A 19,068-nucleotide genomic window follows, 5' to 3' on the forward strand; every position below is an offset into this window, starting at 1 on the left:
TTCGGCTACCGGCGCCTAACCGTCCGCTACGAACGCCACGGCCACCTGTTCAACGCCTTCCTCGTCCTCGCCGCAGCCATCACCTGCTACAAGAAGCTCACACAACTCCCCACATGAGACACGCTCTTATAGGGGAACGCTGCCCAGCAGTCGCGTTCTAGTGATCCATCGAGTTGCCCTGAGAGGCAATCCCTAGATCTTCTCGCATAAGAGCCCTCATCTCCGCGAGCAGGTCCCATGTCCTCGCGCGCATCCCTTCGGTTTCTTTACTCATTTCACCAAGAGTCGGATCACCTTGTTCGCAGCGTTTTAAAATACCGTAGAGGTTGCCCAGTTGAATGTTGACCGCACTCGCGGCTGCCAGTACGTCGTCGGGTACGATCATCTGTGCTTCGGCGTGTCGCGCACGATGCTCGCGCCTGACATCCTCGACCTGGCTATGGACTGCGTCCAACGACTCGCCGGCACTCAAGGCGTGTAGGTAGTTCGTCAGCTCTGTCAAGAACAGTCGGGCTGCCGTATTCAAGCCCACGTAGCACGCGCGCCGCGCATCCATGGCCTCTTGTCGGGCGTGATATTCACGCTCTTCCCTTCGCTGCTGTTCCGACCGATCAAGCTCCTGTCTCTTGTTGTTGTTTGCGCTTTGTTGGGTCAACAGTGCTGACGCGAGAGTTCCTCCAATGCCCATAAGTGCAATGACGATAGCGCTTATAGTGGAATTCATTTTCCTCCTTGAATGAGTCGATGAGCAAGATGCTTTTCAGCCTTGCGTCAAACTATTTTGCGACTTGAAATTCCAAATCTTTGATCGAGTATGCCCAGTCCAGGGCACAAGTATTCGATCGTAGGGATGGCCGCAGTTGGCCGACAACTGTTCGGTGTGGTGAAGCGGCCCGCCCGGGTCGGACGCGCTGAACTGGAGCAGTGGTGGCCGTGATGGGAGTGGTCGATACCCTGGTTCGGTGTGCCGGCGCTCGTCAGATGCCGATCGGAAGTTTTTTGATCCGGCACCGCCGGCCTTCGGCGCGAGTCGGGCTCTGGCCACCTCGGCGTCCGCTTCGGTGAGGAAGCGGACCCTCCGGCGAATTCCGGGCGACTGCGGGTGTCTAGCCGGGTCATCAGGACGTGGACCATGCGGAACCTGTCAGGTCTGTGCTGGTCGTCATCGTCCCGCCCAAACCCTTGATCACGTGTTCGATAGAGGTGATGTTGAAGCCGGTGATGGCGCCCTCCAGCGGTTGGACAGGCCATATCGGCATGTACGCGCTGGCTTCGTTGTAGAAGCTGTGTTGCGTTCGCCGGAGAATCGCTTCCCACCAACTGACACCCATGGAAACGATGTCGTCGGTCACTCCATAGCTCTTGAGCATGAAAACGTGACCTGTCGCGCTCAGTCCACGTCCGTCAGTGTCGCCTTGATCCGCGCCGTCTCTCCCTCGGCTCACTTCCAGAAGTGAACTCGCCCCCGCTGAGCCCGCCTCGAGCCGTCATGCGCGGGAGGATCTCGATCGTTGGTGTGTCGGGTCGACTCCCGTGAACCTGGAGCGGTGTGTTGACCAGCCCCGAGTGGCCCAGGGCACGGCGAAGCGAGTGGCAGCTCGAACGCAGAGGCTGGACGGTGTGTTCGGCGGTCTGCCAGATGCCGCGTCCGGCGGCTTGAGCCTCATGTTCCAGCGCATCGGGTCATCTACTTCGTCCGTCCGGTCAGGCAGCCACCGGCCAACCGCGTCGGCTGGCCGCTCCGCGGGAACTTCGGGCGCACCTGATGGCACGGTGCCGTGTCAGGGGCGCGGCCTTCACAGGGCAGCGGAGGAGCGCCGGGGTTCAGGCGGGCGACGCCGAACTGCTGACGAGCACCAGATCAGCAGCGGCCTGCCGATCGATCGCTGGCACAGCCGGGTCCGAGGCTCGGCCGAGCCGGGCAGGGTGCGTGCGGGTCTCGGGCGGCCAGGCCCGCCGCAGGCCGAATAGCCTCCACACTTCCGCATGACCGGCGGGATATGTGGCCTGGCGTACGACCGGGTCGGAAGTTCGGGGCGTCGATCGGCTGAACCAGCACCCGACAGGGGCAGCGCGTGCACACCATCATGGTGTGCGCATCGACGGCGCGCCGCCGGGCTTCCTAGAGGCAGACCCCTAGATCTCGGCGGCGTAGCCGCTCACAGAGAGTCCGCAAGCCCGCGCCGGTTCGGGGCACCCCGCAAGCGGCGCCAAGGACGCCGCAGTCCCACCTCGGACGGGGCAGTGATCAGCCTGACTAACAGGGGGGCTCGGGCTTGCCTGAGCGGATGATTGCGCAAGGGGCGTGCTGTACCGACCGCCCCCTCTCGCCGCGCTGAAGCAGGAGGACCCCACCTGTCCTCATTTGGCCGAGGCAGCCCCGTCCGATTCATCCGGACGTACTCTTGACGCATGGCAAACGGAGCCATCGGGGTCGATTCGGGCGTTTGGGATGAACATCTCACATTGGGCATTCGGCTGATCGCGAGCCGACTCCCTGCGGGAAGTAAGGTCGAGATCGTTCGCGAGCTCTCCGGTGGATTCACCGATGCGCAAGTGGTCCTCTGCGATATCGCCGCGGCCGGGACAGACCTCAACGGGCAGTACGTTCTCAAAGTCAGTCGGGCTACCGGCAGGCTTCAGGCCGATGCGCACGCCGCCTTCACGGCCGGGCTGGACGGATTCGCCGGGGAGCACGTCCCGAGCGTCAGCTTCTCCGTGCAAGACGCAGGGATCAGCGTCGATGTCTACGAAATCGCCGGTGGCAGCCTCCACCGAGTGCGCACCGCCGAGCATGTCGACTTCGAGGACCGAGAGCAGGTCTGCGGCAGAATCGCGAGTGACCTACTGGACGCTCAGCTTGCAGCCGCCGGGCAACCCGTTTATGGAAGTACGGTAGGCGAGGTCCTCGCCGCCTGGCTCGGGCCGGATTTTCCACGGAACGAACGCGGCGCCAAAGCGGCCGACGTATTCCATGAACTCGCCGGCTCCGTTCATGCCTTCCAGTATGAAGGTGAGCTTCTTCCCAACCCGCTCGTCATATTCGGTGACGAATACGACCTAAAAAATGAAGAGCTTGCCTACTTTCGCGGGCCCGCCCATGGCGATCTCCACCTCCGGAACCTCCTCGTGCGGGGGTCGATGCAAACGCGCGACCTGGACTACTGGCTCATCGATGTGAACTGGAGCGATTCTGCGCCGCTCCTTTATGATCAAGCATATCTCGAGTTGGCTGCTCTCCTCTACGGGCTGCCGCGGTCGACGAATCGGCGAGTGCTTCCGATTCTAGCGCGGATCGACGATGAAGAGCCGGCGATACCCATCGCGCTGGACCTGGTCGACACCGGTATCGTCAACCTGCTGCGAAGCATCCGGAACAAGACGATCAGTGCTTTGGAACGCAGAGAGAGTCGGCGTGCAGATGTTTGGCGGCGACAGCATCTGTACGCGCGTGTGGCCGCAGGACTGAATTGGGCATCGAAGCCGCTCGCTGACCCTTCATTCCGTAGGGCCGCGATGCTCAGCGCCTGCTGGGCGGCGAGGTCCCTGCTTCGTGAACACAACCAGCGGCTCTTCCTGGATCTGTCTGCCAGAAGCCAGGCGGCCAAGGCTCTTCCCACCTCCGGTGGGACTCCGATCAGCGCGGCGGAGGCAATGCGTCAGTGGGCCCCTTTCCACGCTGATGCCGAGGGAGCGGACCTCTTCCTGATCGCGGACAACGTTGAGGCTGTCGATGGATTGGTCGCATTGGCTCAGGGTAAGTGGGCTGCAGTCATAGACCTGAATCCCGAAAGCGACATCAACGGCCTATCGAGTGTCCTGCTTGGACAGCTCGAAAAGGTTCGCCACGTGAGCGTCTACGGCTCCAATGGTCAGTCGGTAAAGCCGGTGAACGCCACCAACTGGTTAATGGCCAATGGCTGGAGCAGCCGTGGCGAGGCGACGACGACGTCCGACGAGACGTGGCGTCGCAAAAAGTATTTTCAGCGGGTCCGGGACCTCGTCGAGGAGACGCACCGGGGTACGCCTAATCAACTGGCGGTAGTGTTGTGCCTGCGCTCCGGTCATCGGACCCGGCAGATCGATCGAATCGTTGAGTACATCGAGGAGATCTACGACGGCATAAACACGCAGGTCAACCTCGTCTCCGGTGCTGCGGGCCACGGGTTCGATTCGGACGCGTTCCTAAGCGTCATCGCCGAGTCGCTGCCGCAGACAGGCGGCCTGGACCGGATATCTCTGCCCGGAACCGATGGTCAGCGCTGGCAACTCACTCCTGCGGACCTGAATCGCCTCGAGGTCGACCTCGATGTCCTGCACTCGCATGTCCTCACCCGTGACCGCTTCACCGCAGCGCCCCCCACCGAGGAGTTCTGGAGAGGCCGGCCTCCGACGTGGGCGGAGCTGGAGGCATGGGTGGACGTCGAACGTGACGCTGCTGCCGATCTCATGCAGGAGATCAAACAGCGGCTTACCGATCCTCAACTGTACACTGTTCACCTGGACCATTCCCCGGGTGCCGGAGGAACGACTCTTGCGCGGCGCATCGCGTGGAACCTCCACCGCACCTTCCCGACCGTGGTTCTTCATACGTACACTGATACGACTGTCGATCGCATCGACGAGATCTATCAGCAGTGTGGCAAACCCGTTTTCATGGTCGCAGAGTCAACGGTTCTGCCGGAACCAGATCGCGAAGTCCTTCGCAGAGATCTTTCCGAGCGCAACAGTCGAGCCGTCCTGCTTTGGGTCAATCGCACAAACCATGACCGCGGCGGCAAACATCAGCTCATCGATCCGCTCAGCGGATCTGAGCGTCAACGCTTTCTGGCAGAGTACCGGCGTCGTGCGGAGGCGGAGGATTCAGAGCGCGCTCTGCGGGTGCTCGATGACCTGGCTGCCGATGGTCGGATCGTTCCGGCGTCGAAGCTGTCCCCCTTCTATTTCGGACTCTGCGTATACGATCAGAAGTTCGAGGGTGTCCAGTCCTATGTGCGTCACCATCTCGCAGAGCTTACGGACGATCAGCGAGAAGTCGCCCGGTTCCTCGCACTCGTCACGCGCTATGGACAGGATCTAGGGCTGCCGCTGCACATGGTGAGAGCATGGCTGGGCGCAGAGCAGCCTGCGCCACATTTCTACCAAGAAGATGACCTGCGTGAGATGCTGGGGCCGGACCTGCGGCATCTCGTCCTGGTGGACAATAATCATCTCCGTCTGCTGCATCCGCTCATTGCCGAGCGAGTGCTGAAGGGGGACGAGGGAAGTGAGCAACTGGCGCTCGGACGTATTTCTCGTGCGTTCATTCGAAAAGTCACCGAATACTTGGGCGCGGAGAACTCCTCTACCTGGCATCTGCTGAGCGAACTTTTCATTCGACGCACTACGCTCGTCGCCAGGCAACCTCAATCGGAGCATTTTTCGGAGCTCGTTCTAAGTCTTACGGTCGAGGCGGGTAAATCCGTTTTTCAGGAGTTGACCGGCTGCTGTCCGAAGAATCCTCACTTCTGGAATCACCGAGGCCGTTATCATATCTACAAGGTCCGCGGTTCGTTCGTGGAGGCGGAGAGCTATCTGCTTCGAGCGGTGGAGTCCACCAAAGGCGGGGATTCGACCCACCTGCACACGCTCGGCATGGTTCGCCGTTTCTGGGTGGAGAACGACCTGGCCAGGTGCCGCCAGGCTGCGCGCCAAAAGGGTATAGATGCAACGCCCGAGATGCTCCTTGAGGCGGCGATTCCGAACTTCGATCGGGCGATGGACGCCTTTAAGATGGCCGCCGGGAAGCAGCTGAACGAACATAACTGGGCAACTCCAATCCAGTTGATCGCCACGGTGATCGACGCCCTGCTGAAGGCTTCCGACAAGAATAGCCTTGCAGATCTTCTCGAGGAGGGCGGTGAGGTCAGTCGTTGGGCGACCCAGCAGATCGAGCTTGCCGAGCGGCATCTGGAGAATCTCCGGGAGATCAAACCCGAGGGTAAGTACTACGAAAAGCTGAGCAAGACGCTGGACACCCTCTATGGCGACGTGGAGCGGCTGGTCGAACGCTGGAAGCAGTTGCGGGAGATCACCGGCACCCCGGAGATCGAACTCGCGGTCGCTCGCACCCTCTACGCGGGAGCCGGGCGTGACTGGGGCCTGCTCCGCGAGGACGACCTTCGGACGATCGCTGAGATGACCGAGGGTGCCGTGCACAACGGGCAGGCCACCGATGCCGATGTGCGTCTCTGGTTCCAGGCTTATCGCCGGCTGCCAGAGTATTCCGAGACCGCCGCCATGGAGCAATTGAGTTGGTTCGCGTCCAACAAGGGAAGCCTTGAGGCCACCTATTACCTCTATGTCTTGCATTTCCTCATCTGGTATAGAGGGGATGCGCGAGACCAGGAACGGGTTCGTTTCCATCTCGAAGAGTGCTCGCGACTGAGCCGCCAGGAACGCCGGCAGTGGAGTTATGAGTGGCTTGGAGTGGATGCTCGTCAGCATCCGTTGGTCCACTACAGTGAACTTGGCGTTCAGCGACGGGAACCCACCAACTTCTGGAGTCATCCTCATGAGTTGCGCCGGGTGAGTGGCGTAATAGAGGAAATCAAGAGCCCGCAGGCGGGGCGGGTCAGGGTCTTCGGCGATAAGAATTCCGACGGCAATCTCACTGCGTTCTTCACTCCGCGGAACGCCTTCTTGCGCACTCGTGATATCAACAAGGCGATCGACTTCTATCTGGGCTTCAGCTACGAGGGTCTGCGCGCGTGGGAGCCCACCTATCCCGGTGGTGTACCCGCCGCCTTGGAGTTTGCGGATCCGCCGCGGAGAATTCGAGGTGCCGAGGAGCCTGTGCCGGATCCGCCGGAAGAGTTTGCAGAGGAGGGCGATGCGGACGAGACTGCCGAATTCGTCTCGCCCTCTCCCGCCCGGATCCCTAGGCGACCGAAGATCGATCCAGCACTGGTACGAAGCCTGGAGCAGAGGACGCGCCCGGGCATGGATATCGCCGGATTGATCATGGAAGTGCTGCGGAACTCCGAGTCGCAAGGAGAACCGGTGTCCTTGATGGAGCTCGGGTCGGCCCTGGGGGATATTCTCGGATATCATGCCTTCAGAGAATTCAAAGCCGCGCACGGAGGCAAGTTGAGCCCCGCGGTGGCCGCCTTGGGGTTCAAGATCCGTCGAGACGAGCGAGGCGATCTCTTCGTTGAACTTCCTTGAGAAACTCCCCTGATTTCTCCCGAACCTGATTCGCGTATTGGTCGGACGTCTGCGCGCCGGAGGCGGGTCCACAGTGCCGGGAGGTGGGTCGGCCGGTTGCGTGCGAGGCTGCTGGGGCGACCTTCGGCTCGGCGATGAGTTTCGGGGGTGGGGGTGGTCTCTTCTCGGAGTCGTCGAGAGGAGTGCGGGCATGAGCGGGGTTCGGGTTCTGGTCGGGACGCGCAAGGGGGCGTTCGTGCTGACCGCGGACGGGACGCGGGAGCGGTGGGAGGTCAGCGGGCCTCACTTCGGCGGGTGGGAGATGTACCACGTCGCCGGATCGCCCGCCGATCCGCAGCGGCTGTACGCGTCGCAGTCGACGGGCTGGTTCGGGCAGCTGATCCAGCGGTCGGACGACGGGGGCACGACGTGGCGTCCGGTGGGCAACGACTTCCGGTACGACGGGGAGCCGGGGACGCACCAGTGGTACGACGGGACGCCGCGTCCGTGGGAGTTCAACCGGGTGTGGCATCTGGAGCCGTCGCCGGTGGACCCGGACGTGGTGTACGCGGGCGCCGAGGACGCGGCGCTGTTCCGGACCGGTGACGGCGGGCAGACCTGGCAGGAGCTGCCGGGGCTGCGCGGGCACGGGTCGGGGCCGGACTGGCAGCCGGGGGCCGGCGGGATGTGCCTGCACACCGTCGTGCTCGATCCGGTGGACGCGGCGCGGATGTACGTGGCGATCTCGGCGGCGGGCGTGTTCCGCACGGACGACGCGGGCGCGACGTGGCGTCCGGTGAACCGGGGGCTGCGGTCGGAGGGCATTCCGGACCCGGAGGCGGAGGTCGGGCACTGCGTGCACCGGATCGCGCTGCATCCGTCGCGTCCGGAGGTGCTGTTCATGCAGAAGCACTGGGACGTGATGCGCAGCGACGACGCGGGGGAGACGTGGCGGGAGATCAGCGGTGATCTGCCGAGCGACTTCGGGTTCCCGATCGCGGTGCACGCGCACGAGCCGGACACCGTCTACGTGGTGCCGATCAAGAGCGACTCGGAGCACTACCCGCCGGAGGGGAGGCTGCGCGTCTACCGGAGCCGGGCCGGGGGGAACGAGTGGGAGCCGCTGACCGCCGGGCTGCCGCAGAGCCACTGCTACGTCAACGTGCTGCGGGACGCGATGGCCGTGGACTCGCTGGACCCGTGCGGGATCTACTTCGGGACGACCGGCGGGCAGGTGTACGGGTCGTCCGACGAGGGGGACACCTGGACGCCGATCGTCCGCGATCTCCCCGCGGTGCTCTCGGTGGAAGTGCAGGCGCTGCCGTGATCCGCGTGGTGCTGCCCGCGCATCTGCGGGCGCTCGCCGGCGTGGACGGGGAGGTGGAGGTCGCGGGGACGACGATCGCGACGGTCCTGGACGGGTTGGAGGCCCGGCTCCCGGTGCTGCGCGGCACGATCCGCGATCGGCGGACGGGACGGCGCCGGGCGTTCGTGCGGTTCTACGCCTGCGCCGAGGACCTGTCCCACGAGCCGGTGGACGCGCCGCTGCCGGGGCCGGTCGTCGCGGGGGCCGAGCCGTTCATGGTGGTCGGCGCCATGGCGGGCGGGTAGAAGAGGCGGCGTGCCGGTGCGTGGTTGCCGACCGTGACCCCGGCACGCCGCGAATACGACAAAATGTAGTACTACAACACGTAGTACGGAAGCCGGTAGTACTACCCGCCGTGGTGACCTCGCTCTCAGTCGGATAATCTGGACGTCGTGAAGGGTCTTGGAGAGCTTGAACGCACGGTCATGGAGGTTCTGTGGGCGCGGGAGGACGCCGGCGCCGGGGCCGCCACCGCCCGGGACGTGAGCCGTGCGCTGGCCCATGACCGCGACCTCGCCCACACCACGGTGATGACGGTGCTGGACAGGCTCGCCAAGAAGGACTTCCTCGAACGCGAGCGGGACGGCCGCGCGTGGCGGTACCGGCCGGTCGAGAGCCGGGAGAGCTACGTCACCGAGCTGATGCTGGGCGCCCTCGACGAGACGGGCGACCGCGACGCCGCCCTGGCGCACTTCGTCCGGTCGGTCTCGAGCGACGAGATCGACGTGATCCGCCAGGCCCTGGCCGGCATCACGAAGGAACCACCGGCATGACCGGCACCGCCCTGCTCGCATTGATCTCCCTGGGGACCGTCGGCGGGGCGCACCTGCTGTCCCGGGCCAGGTGGACGTGGCGCACCCCGCGCCTCGGCATCGCCCTCTGGCAGTCGCTCGGCCTGTGCTGGGGCGTCGCCACCATCGGGGCCCTGCTCGGCGTCGCGATGGCGCCGTACCGCAAGGGCGTCCTCGGCGGCATCCCCGGCCTCTACGCCGACCAGGCGGCCCGGCTCGACGCGGTGCACATGGCGGCGCTGCTGTCCGCGGTGAGCCTCGCCGCCGTGCTGCTGGTCATGCTGATGTACGCGGTCGTCCGCGTCGTCCGCGCCAGGCACCGGCACCGAGTACTCCTCGCCCTCGTCTCCCGCCGCGATTCGGCCGTGCCCGGCACGCTGGTCCTCGACCACCCGGGCGCGGCCGCTTACTGCGTTCCGGGGGTCCGCTCGTCCAAGGTCGTGGTGAGCGCCGGGACGCTGGAGCTGCTGGACCGCGCCGAGCTGGCCGCGGTCCTCGCGCACGAGCGCGCGCACGCGCGCGAGCGCCATGACCTGGTGCTGCTGCCGTTCGCGTCGCTGCGCCAGGTCTTCCCGCAGTTCCGGCTGGTCGGGCGGTGCCTGGACGCGGTGGAGCTGCTGATCGAGATGGCCGCGGACGACCGGGCCCGGTCGGGGCGCCCGGCGCGCGAGCTGGCGACGGCGCTGCTGCGCTTCGCCGCCGCCCGCCCGGCGGCCGCGCCGTCCGGGACGCTGGGGGTGGCGTCCTCGGACGACATCCCGGTGATGGCGCGGGTCAACCGGCTGCTGGAGCCGAAGCCGCTGCCGCGCCGCGCCCGCCTCGCCGCGACGGCCGCCGTGCCGCTGCTGGCCGGCCTTCCGCTGATCCTGCTGGTGCTGCCCAGCTGAGCCGCGGGGGCCGGTGCCCGGCAGGCGGTCGCGACGGCCTTCCTCAGTCGGCAAGGACGGTCCCGTAGAGCCGGTCGACATGCAGCCGGATCACGAGCCGCTCGTCCTTGACCATCTGCTCCAGGAACGCCCGCTCGTCGGCGGGGTCGGGGAAGCCCGGCGTCATCGCGAGGAGCTCCCGCCCGGCGGCGTCGCCGGGCGTTTCGCTGATCGCGGACAGTTCCGCCCGTCCCTCGGCGACCACGAACGACAGGTGGTCCGGGGCGGACGCGTGAAGCGCGGCCCGGGGGTCGTTGCGGATCTGCCTGACCTTGGCGCGTCCGGCGGTGGTCGAGATCCGCACGATCCGCTCCGCCGGGTCCCAGGTGTAGACGACGGTCGACAGGTGCGGGTGGCCGCTCTTCTTCGTGGTGGCGAGGACGGCGAACTGCTGCTCGCCGAGGAGGCGGGCGAGGTCGTCCTCGCCGACGGGCTTGGGGCCGGGTCCCTGTCCGGGGCCGTACGCGGTCATGGTGATCTCCTTCAGGCGCTGGTGGGGACGGACTCGACGGGGGCGGGGGCGTCCGCGGCGGCCTTCGGGCTGCGCAGGACGAGGACGCCGACCAGGAACGCGGCGACCAGCAGGCCCGCCGAGACGGTGAACGCCAGGTGGTACCCGCCGGTCAGCGCGGCGGCCTCGGACCGGCCGTCCGCGCGCAGGTGCTCGGTGCGGGACGCGGCGAGCGTCGACAGCACCGCCACGCCGAGCGCCATCCCGATCTGCTGGACGGTGTTGAACAGCCCGGACACGAGGCCCGCGTCGTCGGGGCGGGCGCCGGACATCCCGAGGCCGGTCAGCGCGGGCAGGACGAGCCCGCCGCCGGCGACCAGCACCATCACGGGCAGCAGGTCGGCCGCGTAGCTCGCGTCCTCCGGGATCCGGGCCAGCCACCCCATGGCGCCCATCAGCAGGACGAGCCCGGCGAGCAGCACGGCGCGCTCGCCGAAGCGGCGGCTGAGGCGGGCCGAGACGAACAGCGAGATCGCGCCGATGGCGACGGCGGCGGGCAGCATCGCGAGGCCGGTCTGCAGCGCGTCGTAGCCGAGGACCTTCTGCATGTAGAGGGCGACGATGATCTGGAACGAGAACATCGCCGACAGCGACAGCATCTGCGCGAGGTAGGAGCCGGACGCGTTGCGCGAGCGCAGCAGCCGCAGCGGCATCAGCGGGGTGGCGGCCCTCGCCTGCCGGACGAAGAACCCGGCGAGCAGGACCAGCGAGACGGCGCCGAGGCCGAGCGTGCGGCCCGACAGCCAGCCGTCGCTCTCGGCCTTGACGACGGTGTAGATGCCGAGCATCAGCCCGGACGTGACCAGCAGCGCGCCCGCGACGTCGGCGCCGGCGCGCAGCCCGGCGCCGCGGTCGCGGGGCAGCGCGACGACCGCCAGCGCGATCGTGGCCAGCCCGATCGGCACGTTGATCAGGAAGATCCAGTGCCAGCTCAGCGCGTCGGTGAGGACCCCGCCGAGCACCTGGCCGATGGAGGCGCCGGCGGCGCCGGTGAAGCTGAAGACGCCGATGGCCCGGGCGCGCTCGCCCGGCTCGGTGAACAGCGTCACGAGGATGCCGAGGACGACGGCGGAGGCCATCGCGCTGCCGACGCCCTGCAGGAACCGGGCGGCGATCAGCAGGCCGGGTCCGGTGGCGGCGCCGGCGAGCACGGACGCGCCGGTGAACACCGCGTTCCCGGCGAGGAACATCGTCTTGCGGCCGATCAGGTCGCCGAGCCGCCCGGCGAGGAGCAGCAGGCCGCCGAAGGCGATCAGGTAGGCGTTGACGGTCCAGCTCAGCCCGGCGGCGGAGAAGCCGAGGTCGCGCTGGATGGACGGCATCGCGACGGTGACGATGCTGCCGTCCAGGATCGTCATCAGCGCGGCGGCGGACAGCACGCCGAGAGCGGTCCCGCGGGACCGTGCGGACAGGTTCATAGGTCATCTCCCGTTCGAGGCGAACAGGAGAGACAGTAGCAGATAGTTTTGTTAGAGACGATCTACTGTCGACCTACTTGTTGCGCTCGCGCTTGCGGCGCACCGGCTGCGCCTGCTCCACCGGGGTGCTGAGGTGCCCCTCGGCGAGCCGCCGCAGCGCCCGCACGAGGACCTCGCGCTCGCCGTCCGGCAGCGATCCGAGCGCCTCCGCATGCACCCGGTCGACGATCTCCTGCCCCCGGCGGGCCGTCTCGGCGCCCTTCTCGCTGACGGCGATGATGCGCGCGCGCCGGTCCGTCGAGGACGGGCGCCGCTCGGCGAGCCCGGCCTTCTCCAGGGCGTCCACCGTCACGACCATCGTGGTCTTGTCCATGTCGCCGATCTCGGCGAGCTGGATCTGGGTGCGCTCCTCCTCGAGCGCGTGCACGAGCACGCAGTGCATGCGCGGCGTCAGCCCGATCTCGCCGAGCGCCGCCGTCATCCGCGACTTCAGCACGTGCGAGGTGTGGTCGAGCAGGTAGGACAGGTCGGTCACGGCGTTGGCAGGGGCGAGCGCGGTCATGGCTCCAGAGTACCCAGTGGTTCCGTTCCGGATTATCTACTGCCATGCGCATCCGGATGGGATACCGTGAAGGCATGAAGCGCACCGCGTGTCTGTGCTGGCGGCCGTCCTAGGACGGCCGACACCCACGCACGCCTCGGGCCGTCCGCTGGACGGCCCGCTCTCTTCTCCGCACCCGGGTCCGTCCGGCGGGCCCCGGAACCAGGAGGAGAGATAAATGCACACCACCGAGCCCCCGCAGGCCGCCGAAGCGTCGCAGGCCACCGGCCCGTACCGCGACCTCGAAGCGCGCATCGCCGCCGACCCCGGCGCGTTCCGGATCCTGACCGGCGACCGGCCGACCGGCGCCCTGCACCTCGGCCACTACTTCGGCACCCTCGCCAACCGCGTCCGGCTCCAGCGCGCCGGCGTCGACCTGTTCGTGCTGGTCGCCGACTACCAGGTGCTCACCGACCGCGACGTCGCCGACCGGCTCGGCGAGCACGTCGACGGCCTCGTCGCCGACTACCTCGCCGCGGGCATCGACCCGTCCACCGCGACGATCTTCCGGCACAGCGCCGTGCCCGCGCTGAACCAGCTGATGCTGCCGTTCCTGTCCCTGGTCACGGTCGGCGAGCTGGGCCGCAACCCCACGGTGAAGGACGAGATCGCCGCGTCCAAGCAGTCCTCGGTCAGCGGGCTGATGTTCACCTACCCCGTCCACCAGGCCGCCGACATCCTGTTCTGCAAGTCCAACCTCGTCCCGGTGGGCGCCGACCAGCTCCCGCACCTGGAGGTCACCCGGACGATCGCGCGCCGCTTCAACGACCGGTACGCCCCAGTCTTCCCGGTTCCGGACGCCCTGCTGTCGGCTGCGCCGACCCTCCTCGGCACCGATGGCCGCAAGATGAGCAAGAGCCGCGGCAACGCGATCGCGCTGTCGGCGTCCCCGGACGAGACGGCCCGGCTGATCAAGCGGGCGGTGACCGACGCCGACCGGCACATCGAGTACGCGCCCGACACCCGGCCCGAGGTGTCCAACCTGGTGCTGCTCGCCGCGCTCTGCCAGGACCGCGACCCGCGCGAGGTCGCCGCGGAGATCGGCGACGGCGGCGGCGCGGCGCTCAAGCGGACGGTGACCGAGTCGGTCAACGAGTTCCTGCGCCCGATCCGCGCCCGCCGCGCCGAGATCATGGCCGACCGCGGCCAGCTGCGCCGGGTCCTCGCCGAAGGCAACGCGCGGGCCGACGCGATCGCCGCCCAGACCCTCGACGAGGTCCGCGAGGCGATGTCCATGACCACCTGAGGACGCCCGGACCTCCTGGCTCGAGGCCGCGCCCCCCGCCGGGTCCGGCCGCGCGCCCCGCCGGGTCCGGCTGCGGGCTCAGGACGGGTGCGGCCCGGCGGGCTCGCGCGGCTCGATGCCCCGGAGGGCGGTGGTCACCAGGTCGTCCACCGAGTGCGAGGGGGACGGCTCGGCGATGCCCCGCCCCTGGAACAGTGCCGACAGCACCGGCTCGTGGCAGGCGCCCACGATCATGGAGGTGACGGCGTCGACGCGGGCGCCGGCGTCGATGCGGCCGAGGCCGCGTTCGGCCTCGAGGTAGCCGCGCAGGCGGTGCCGCCAGTCCCGGTCCGGATCGCTCAGCCCGGCGAACCGGGCGAGGACCTCGGGCGTCGCGATCAGGCCGGTCAGCGCCGGGACCATCCGGCCGTGCAGGGCCAGGCCGTGGGCGACGTACGCGCGCAGGTTGCCCTCGACCGTCCCCGTGCCCGGCGCGGGCAGGGGCCCCAGGCCGCTCTCGATCGCCGTGGCGTGGGCGCGCAGCGCGAGGGCGATCAGCTCCTCCTTGTCGGCGAAGTGGTTGTAGAGCACCCCGCCCGCGACGCCCGCCTCCTGGGCGATGGCCCGGACGGTCAGCCCCGCCGTCCCGCGCTCGGCGATCATCCGCTCGGCGGTCGCGATCAGGTGCTCGCGCAGGGTCCGGTCGCAGCCGCGCAGCGCGGCGGCCTTTCGAGGTGACATCACCCCGCATCGTAGGGCCTGCGACGACGATGCCGGGGACGCGCCCGCGCGGGCCCGGCATCGTCGTCGCAGCCCACCGCCCCGTACCCGCCGAGGACCGCGCCCCGCCTCACCGCCGGGCCCGGACGAGCCAGGCGGTGCTGCGCAGCCGGACGGCGCCGTCCCGCTCGAACGGGCGCATCGCGTCGGTGATCGCGGCACGGAGCTCGGGGCCGTCGCCGAGGTTGTGGCGGATGGGGCCCCAGCCGGCGAGGAACCCGGCGGCGTCGGCGGCGTCCCGCCCCCAGACCTGCTCGGCGTGCACCGTCCGGCAGGTCACGTCGCGGAACCCGGCCGCGCCGAGGATCTCGCGGACGCGGTCCGGGTCGGACAGCGACATCGGCCCGGCGTGTCCGGTCACCGCCGCCGGCCGCGGCGCGATCGCGGCGAACACGGTGCCGAGGTCGGTCCCGGCGGGAGACGCCATGGCGAGGAAGGCCAGGCGGCCGCCGTCGCGAAGCGCGCGCCGGACGTTGCCGAACGCGGCGACCGGGTCGGCGAAGAACATGACCCCGAAGCGGCTGACCGCGGCGTCGAAGGCGGCGTCCGGGAAGGGGTGCACCTGCACGTCGCCCCGCTCGAAGCCGACGTTCGGGACGCCCTCCCGCTCGGTGAGCGAGCGGGCGCGGGCCAGCATCGGCGCGGACAGGTCGACGCCGAGCGCCCGGCCGAGCCGGGCCCGCCGCGCGGCGAGCCGGGTGACGTGGCCGTTCCCGCAGCCGAGGTCGAGGACGTGGTCGCGGGGTCCGATCGCGGCGGCCTCCAGCAGGGCGCCGTTGAAGCCGTTGTTCACGGCGTCGTACCGGTCGTGGTGGCCGGCCCAGTGCTCGCCCTCGTAGCCGTTCCATGCCTCGGCCTGGGCCGTGTTGACGACGTCCATCGGAGCCTCCTTGTTGTGAACGCATGTTCATGAACGCATGTTCATAATGAGGCCATGCTTCGCCGGAGGTCAAGCCCGGATGCGTTTCCTCAGCTCAGCGCGGTGACGAACGCGGCCGTCGCGGGATCGGCGGCGCGGGAGTGCAGCAGCTCCGTCCGGTGCACGACCCGGGGCGCGCGCACCGGCACCTCCGCGAGGCCCGCGCCGCCCGCCAGGCCCGCGGGGAGGACGGCCAGGCCGTGGCCCGCGGCGACGAGCGCGAGGAGGAACGGCAGGTCCCCGCCCTCGCAGGTCAGGGACGGCCGGAACCCGTCGCGCGAGCCCGTGGCCTGGCGCAGCGCGGCGAGCGGGACCGCGACGTCCGGGACGTCCAGCCAGAGCGCGTCGACCAGGTCGCTCAGGTCGGCGCCGGGACGCGGCGCCAGCGGATGCGCGGGCGGCAGGACCAGCACGAGCGGCCGCTCCGCGACGGCGACCGCCGCCAGCGGGACGGTGTCGGCCAGCCGGAGCGGGTCGTTGGGCGCGGTGATCCCGTCGACCAGCCCGATGTCGAGGTCGCCCGCCGCGACCGCCACGTCGATCTCGGCGCGGCCCATCACCCGCACCGCGGCCTCGACGCGCGGGTGGGCGCCGCGCGCGCGGGCCAGCGGCGCCGCGACGTGGGCGGAGGCCAGCGGCGACGCGCCAACGCGCAGCCGGGCCCGCGGCGTCCCGGACATCCGGACGATCTCCGAGCGCGCCGCCTGGAGCCGCAGCAGGATCGGGCCGGCGTGCTCGAGGAGCCGCGCCCCCGCCTCGGTGGTGCCGACGGGCCGCCGGTGCAGCAGCGTGATCTTGAGGTCGTTCTCCAGCGACGCGATCTGCTGCGACACGGCCGCCTGCGTGTACCCGAGCTCGGCCGCGGCGGCGGAGAACGAGCCCGTCCGCACGACGGTGACGAACGTCCGGAGGAGGTGGGGGTCCATGGGATAAGTGTCGCTTATGGGCGCATCGGAAATCATCGTTGGCGCTTAAGCAGGAATCGGCGTCAGGATCGGGGCATGACCTTCACAGCGCGCATCGCCCTGGTCGGGGAGCGGTCCCCGAACGTCCAGTCGCACGTCCGGATCCCACGGCTGCTGGAGGCCGTCCGGGAGCGCGACGGCCTCCTCGCGGAGGCGTACTGGATCCCGACCGACGAGGTCGGCTCCGGACTCGGCGGCTTCGACGGCGTCTGGCTGCTGCCCGGCAGCCCGTACTGCAGCGAGGCGGGCGCCCTCACCGCGATCCGGTCGGCGCGGGAGGGCGGGGTCCCGGTCCTCGGGACGTGCGGCGGCTTCCAGCACATGATCCTGGAGTTCGCGCGGAACGTGTGCGGGATCGCCGGTGCGAAGCACGCCGAGAACGCGGGGAACGCCGAGGGCGAGGACGCCGACGCGGTGATCATGCCGCTGGCGTGCTCGCTCGCGGGGCACGAGGGCGAGGTGAACGTGGCGCCCGGCTCGTCCGCCGAGCGGATCATGGGGACGTCGCGCAGCATCGAGCGCTTCAACTGCACGTTCGGGCCGAACCCCGCGTACAGCGGGACGCTGGAGGCCCACGGCCTGCGCTTCACCGGCCACGACGACGAGGGCCAGGTGCGGATCGCCGAGCTGCCCGGCCACCCGTTCTACTTCGCGACGCTGTTCCAGCCGGAGCTGGCGGGGGACGGGAGCCGCCCGCATCCCGTGGTCGCCGCGTTCGTCGCCGCCGCGTGCGCGGCGGTGGGCGAGCGGGCCGCCGCCCGGCCCTGACGTGCGGCGGCGCCGGGCCGCCCGGCGGTGGGCGGCCCGGCGGGGCCCGGCGGTGCGCGGCCCGGCGGGGGCGGGTCCGGCCTGTCAGACGCGCTTGTCGAGAAGCGGTTCCCGTTCCGGCACAACGGGCGACGGTGCGGGCGCGGGTGCGGGTGCGGCCGGGCGCAGGAAGAGCCCGGCGAGGACGACGGCCGCCACCGTCAGGGCGAAGTCCGCCCAGATCGCGGACTCGGCGGCGGACGCGAACGCGGCCCGGCCCGGGTGCGCGCCGAGCGCCGCGAAGAAGATCGCACCGAGCACCGCGACGCCGGTCGCGCCGGAGAACTGCTGCGCGGTGCTCAGCACCCCGGACGCGGCGCCGGCCTGCGCGGGGCGGATCCCGGACATCACCGCGCCGATCACCGACGGCAGCGTCAGGCCGCCGCCGAGGCCGACGAGGCCGAGCGGCGCGAGCAGCCAGGGGGCGGTGACGTCGCCGCCGAGGACGTGCAGCTCGGCGGCCATCGCCAGCACCCCGAGCGCGCTGACGACCGTCCCGCACACGAGCACCTTCAGCCCGAACCGGGCGACGAGCGGGCGGCCGAACAGCGACGCGACCATGGTCAGCACCGCCATCGGACCGAACTCCAGGCCCGCTTCGAGGGGCGTCAGCCGCAGGCCGCCCTGCAGCAGCATCGTCAGCACGACGTTCATGCTGCCGAACGAGGCCAGGAACGCGACGTTCAGCGCCAGGCCGAGGTCGAACGAGCGGGCGCGGAACAGGCCGAGGTCGAGCAGCGGTTCGCCGCCGGTCCGCGCGAGCCGCCGCTCCCACCACAGTGTCGCGGCGAGGACCGGGACGGACGCGCCGAGTGAGATCCACGTCCAGGCGGGCCAGCCCTGCTCGCGGCCCATCGCGAGCGGGACGAGCGCGAGCGCGAGGGCGCCGGAGATCCCGGCGGCGCCGGCCGGGTCGAGGCGGGGCCGGCGGTCCGACCGGGTCCCGGGCAGCGACCGGGCGGCGAGCGCGAGCGCGGCGGCGCCGACCGGCACGTTCACCAGGAAGATCGTCCGCCAGCCGAGCCCGAGCGGGTCCGCCTGGAGCAGCAGCCCGCCGCCGATCTGCCCGGCGACGCCCCCGCCGCCGAGGACGACGCCGTACCAGGCCATCGCGCGCGGCCGGTCCGCCGCCGGGAGCGCGGCGCTGATCAGGGCGAGCACCTGCGGCACCATCGCCGCGCCGGTGAGGCCCTGGAGCAGCCGCGCCGCGACGAGCTGGACCGGCGACTGCGCGAGCCCGCACAGCAGGGACGCGGCGGTGAAGGCGGCCATGCCGACGAGGAACAGCCGCCGGTGGCCGAACAGGTCGCCGAGGCGCCCGCCGGTCACCATCCCGCTCGCGTAGGTGAAGGCGTAGCCGGCGATGACGAGTTCGAGGGCGACGGGCCCGGCGTGCAGGTCGCGCTGGAGCGACGGCGTCGCGACGTTCACCACCATGTAGTCGAACGACACCATGAAGGTCGCCGAGAGGATGACCGGCAGGATCAGCCGGCCGTGCTTTCCGGATGTCATGACCTCTACGGTCGTGACGCGCGGCTCATGCCACATTGAGAGGATGACGTAGTCGGTCGGGC

16 protein-coding genes are annotated in these 19,068 nt (G+C 69.3%); 7 read left to right on the forward strand and 9 right to left on the reverse strand.

Going from position 1 to position 19,068, the window contains the following annotated elements:
- Nucleotides 1–157: 157 nt before the first annotated feature.
- Both J4557_RS40775 and J4557_RS40780 read right to left on the reverse strand, forming a co-directional pair.
- The gene (locus J4557_RS40775) at nt 158–724 is read right to left on the reverse strand and encodes a hypothetical protein (protein ID WP_208272186.1); all 567 of its coding nucleotides are present in this window, start codon (nt 722–724) and stop codon (nt 158–160) included.
- A 394-nt stretch (nt 725–1,118) separates the two neighbouring features.
- Complete coding sequence (locus J4557_RS40780) at nt 1,119–1,352, reverse strand: hypothetical protein (protein WP_208272187.1); 234 nt, start codon at nt 1,350–1,352, stop codon at nt 1,119–1,121.
- A 1,060-nt stretch (nt 1,353–2,412) separates the two neighbouring features.
- On the opposite strand from J4557_RS40780, the gene J4557_RS40785 reads away from it, so the two are divergent.
- The 5 genes from J4557_RS40785 (at nt 2,413) to J4557_RS40805 (ending at nt 10,229) form a co-directional block, all read left to right on the forward strand.
- On the forward strand, nt 2,413–7,206 hold the full coding sequence (locus J4557_RS40785) for a hypothetical protein (protein WP_208272188.1): 4,794 nt from the start codon (nt 2,413–2,415) through the stop codon (nt 7,204–7,206).
- A gap of 190 nt (nt 7,207–7,396) precedes the next feature.
- Complete coding sequence (locus tag J4557_RS40790; RefSeq protein ID WP_208272189.1) at nt 7,397–8,512, forward strand: WD40/YVTN/BNR-like repeat-containing protein; 1,116 nt, start codon at nt 7,397–7,399, stop codon at nt 8,510–8,512.
- Nucleotides 8,509–8,796, forward strand: a complete 288-nt coding sequence (locus tag J4557_RS40795; protein ID WP_208272190.1) for a ubiquitin family protein — start codon at nt 8,509–8,511, stop codon at nt 8,794–8,796. The genes J4557_RS40790 and J4557_RS40795 overlap by 4 nt, the downstream gene beginning before the upstream one ends.
- A 147-nt stretch (nt 8,797–8,943) precedes the next feature.
- On the forward strand, nt 8,944–9,324 hold the full coding sequence (locus J4557_RS40800) for a BlaI/MecI/CopY family transcriptional regulator (protein ID WP_208272191.1): 381 nt from the start codon (nt 8,944–8,946) through the stop codon (nt 9,322–9,324).
- On the forward strand, nt 9,321–10,229 hold the full coding sequence (locus J4557_RS40805) for a M56 family metallopeptidase (RefSeq protein WP_208272192.1): 909 nt from the start codon (nt 9,321–9,323) through the stop codon (nt 10,227–10,229). Before J4557_RS40800 ends, J4557_RS40805 begins: the two co-directional genes overlap by 4 nt.
- A gap of 43 nt (nt 10,230–10,272) precedes the next feature.
- On the opposite strand, the gene J4557_RS40810 is transcribed toward J4557_RS40805, so the two are convergent.
- The 3 genes from J4557_RS40810 to J4557_RS40820 form a co-directional block, all read right to left on the reverse strand.
- Nucleotides 10,273–10,740: a pyridoxamine 5'-phosphate oxidase family protein gene (locus tag J4557_RS40810; RefSeq protein WP_208272193.1), complete on the reverse strand. Its 468-nt coding sequence runs from the start codon at nt 10,738–10,740 to the stop codon at nt 10,273–10,275.
- A gap of 11 nt (nt 10,741–10,751) precedes the next feature.
- Nucleotides 10,752–12,197, reverse strand: a complete 1,446-nt coding sequence (locus tag J4557_RS40815; RefSeq protein WP_208272194.1) for an MFS transporter — start codon at nt 12,195–12,197, stop codon at nt 10,752–10,754.
- A 73-nt stretch (nt 12,198–12,270) separates the two neighbouring features.
- Nucleotides 12,271–12,759, reverse strand: a complete 489-nt coding sequence (locus J4557_RS40820) for a MarR family winged helix-turn-helix transcriptional regulator (protein ID WP_208272195.1) — start codon at nt 12,757–12,759, stop codon at nt 12,271–12,273.
- Nucleotides 12,760–12,976: 217 nt separating this feature from the next.
- On the opposite strand from J4557_RS40820, the gene trpS reads away from it, so the two are divergent.
- Nucleotides 12,977–14,044, forward strand: a complete 1,068-nt coding sequence (gene trpS / locus J4557_RS40825) for a tryptophan--tRNA ligase (protein WP_208272196.1) — start codon at nt 12,977–12,979, stop codon at nt 14,042–14,044.
- 78 nt (nt 14,045–14,122) lie between these two features.
- On the opposite strand, the gene J4557_RS40830 is transcribed toward trpS, so the two are convergent.
- From J4557_RS40830 to J4557_RS40840, 3 genes are all read right to left on the reverse strand, one after another.
- Nucleotides 14,123–14,764 (reverse strand): TetR/AcrR family transcriptional regulator, encoded by a 642-nt coding sequence (locus J4557_RS40830; protein WP_208272197.1) that lies wholly within the window; start codon nt 14,762–14,764, stop codon nt 14,123–14,125.
- Nucleotides 14,765–14,873: 109 nt separating this feature from the next.
- Nucleotides 14,874–15,683: a class I SAM-dependent methyltransferase gene (locus J4557_RS40835; RefSeq protein ID WP_208272198.1), complete on the reverse strand. Its 810-nt coding sequence runs from the start codon at nt 15,681–15,683 to the stop codon at nt 14,874–14,876.
- 89 nt (nt 15,684–15,772) lie between these two features.
- Complete coding sequence (locus tag J4557_RS40840) at nt 15,773–16,648, reverse strand: LysR family transcriptional regulator (protein ID WP_208272199.1); 876 nt, start codon at nt 16,646–16,648, stop codon at nt 15,773–15,775.
- A gap of 75 nt (nt 16,649–16,723) precedes the next feature.
- On the opposite strand from J4557_RS40840, the gene J4557_RS40845 reads away from it, so the two are divergent.
- Nucleotides 16,724–17,455: a CTP synthase C-terminal region-related (seleno)protein gene (locus tag J4557_RS40845; protein ID WP_208272200.1), complete on the forward strand. Its 732-nt coding sequence runs from the start codon at nt 16,724–16,726 to the stop codon at nt 17,453–17,455.
- Between the two features lie 84 nt (nt 17,456–17,539).
- Here the strand turns inward: J4557_RS40845 and J4557_RS40850 are convergent, their stop codons facing one another.
- Nucleotides 17,540–19,006 carry an MFS transporter gene (locus J4557_RS40850; RefSeq protein WP_208272201.1) on the reverse strand — a complete coding sequence of 489 codons (1,467 nt, stop codon included), beginning with the start codon at nt 19,004–19,006 and terminating at the stop codon, nt 17,540–17,542.
- Nucleotides 19,007–19,068: the final 62 nt, after the last annotated feature.

It is taken from the genome of Actinomadura nitritigenes (assembly GCF_017573545.1).
Taxonomy (GTDB): Bacteria; Actinomycetota; Actinomycetes; order Streptosporangiales; family Streptosporangiaceae; genus Spirillospora; species Spirillospora nitritigenes.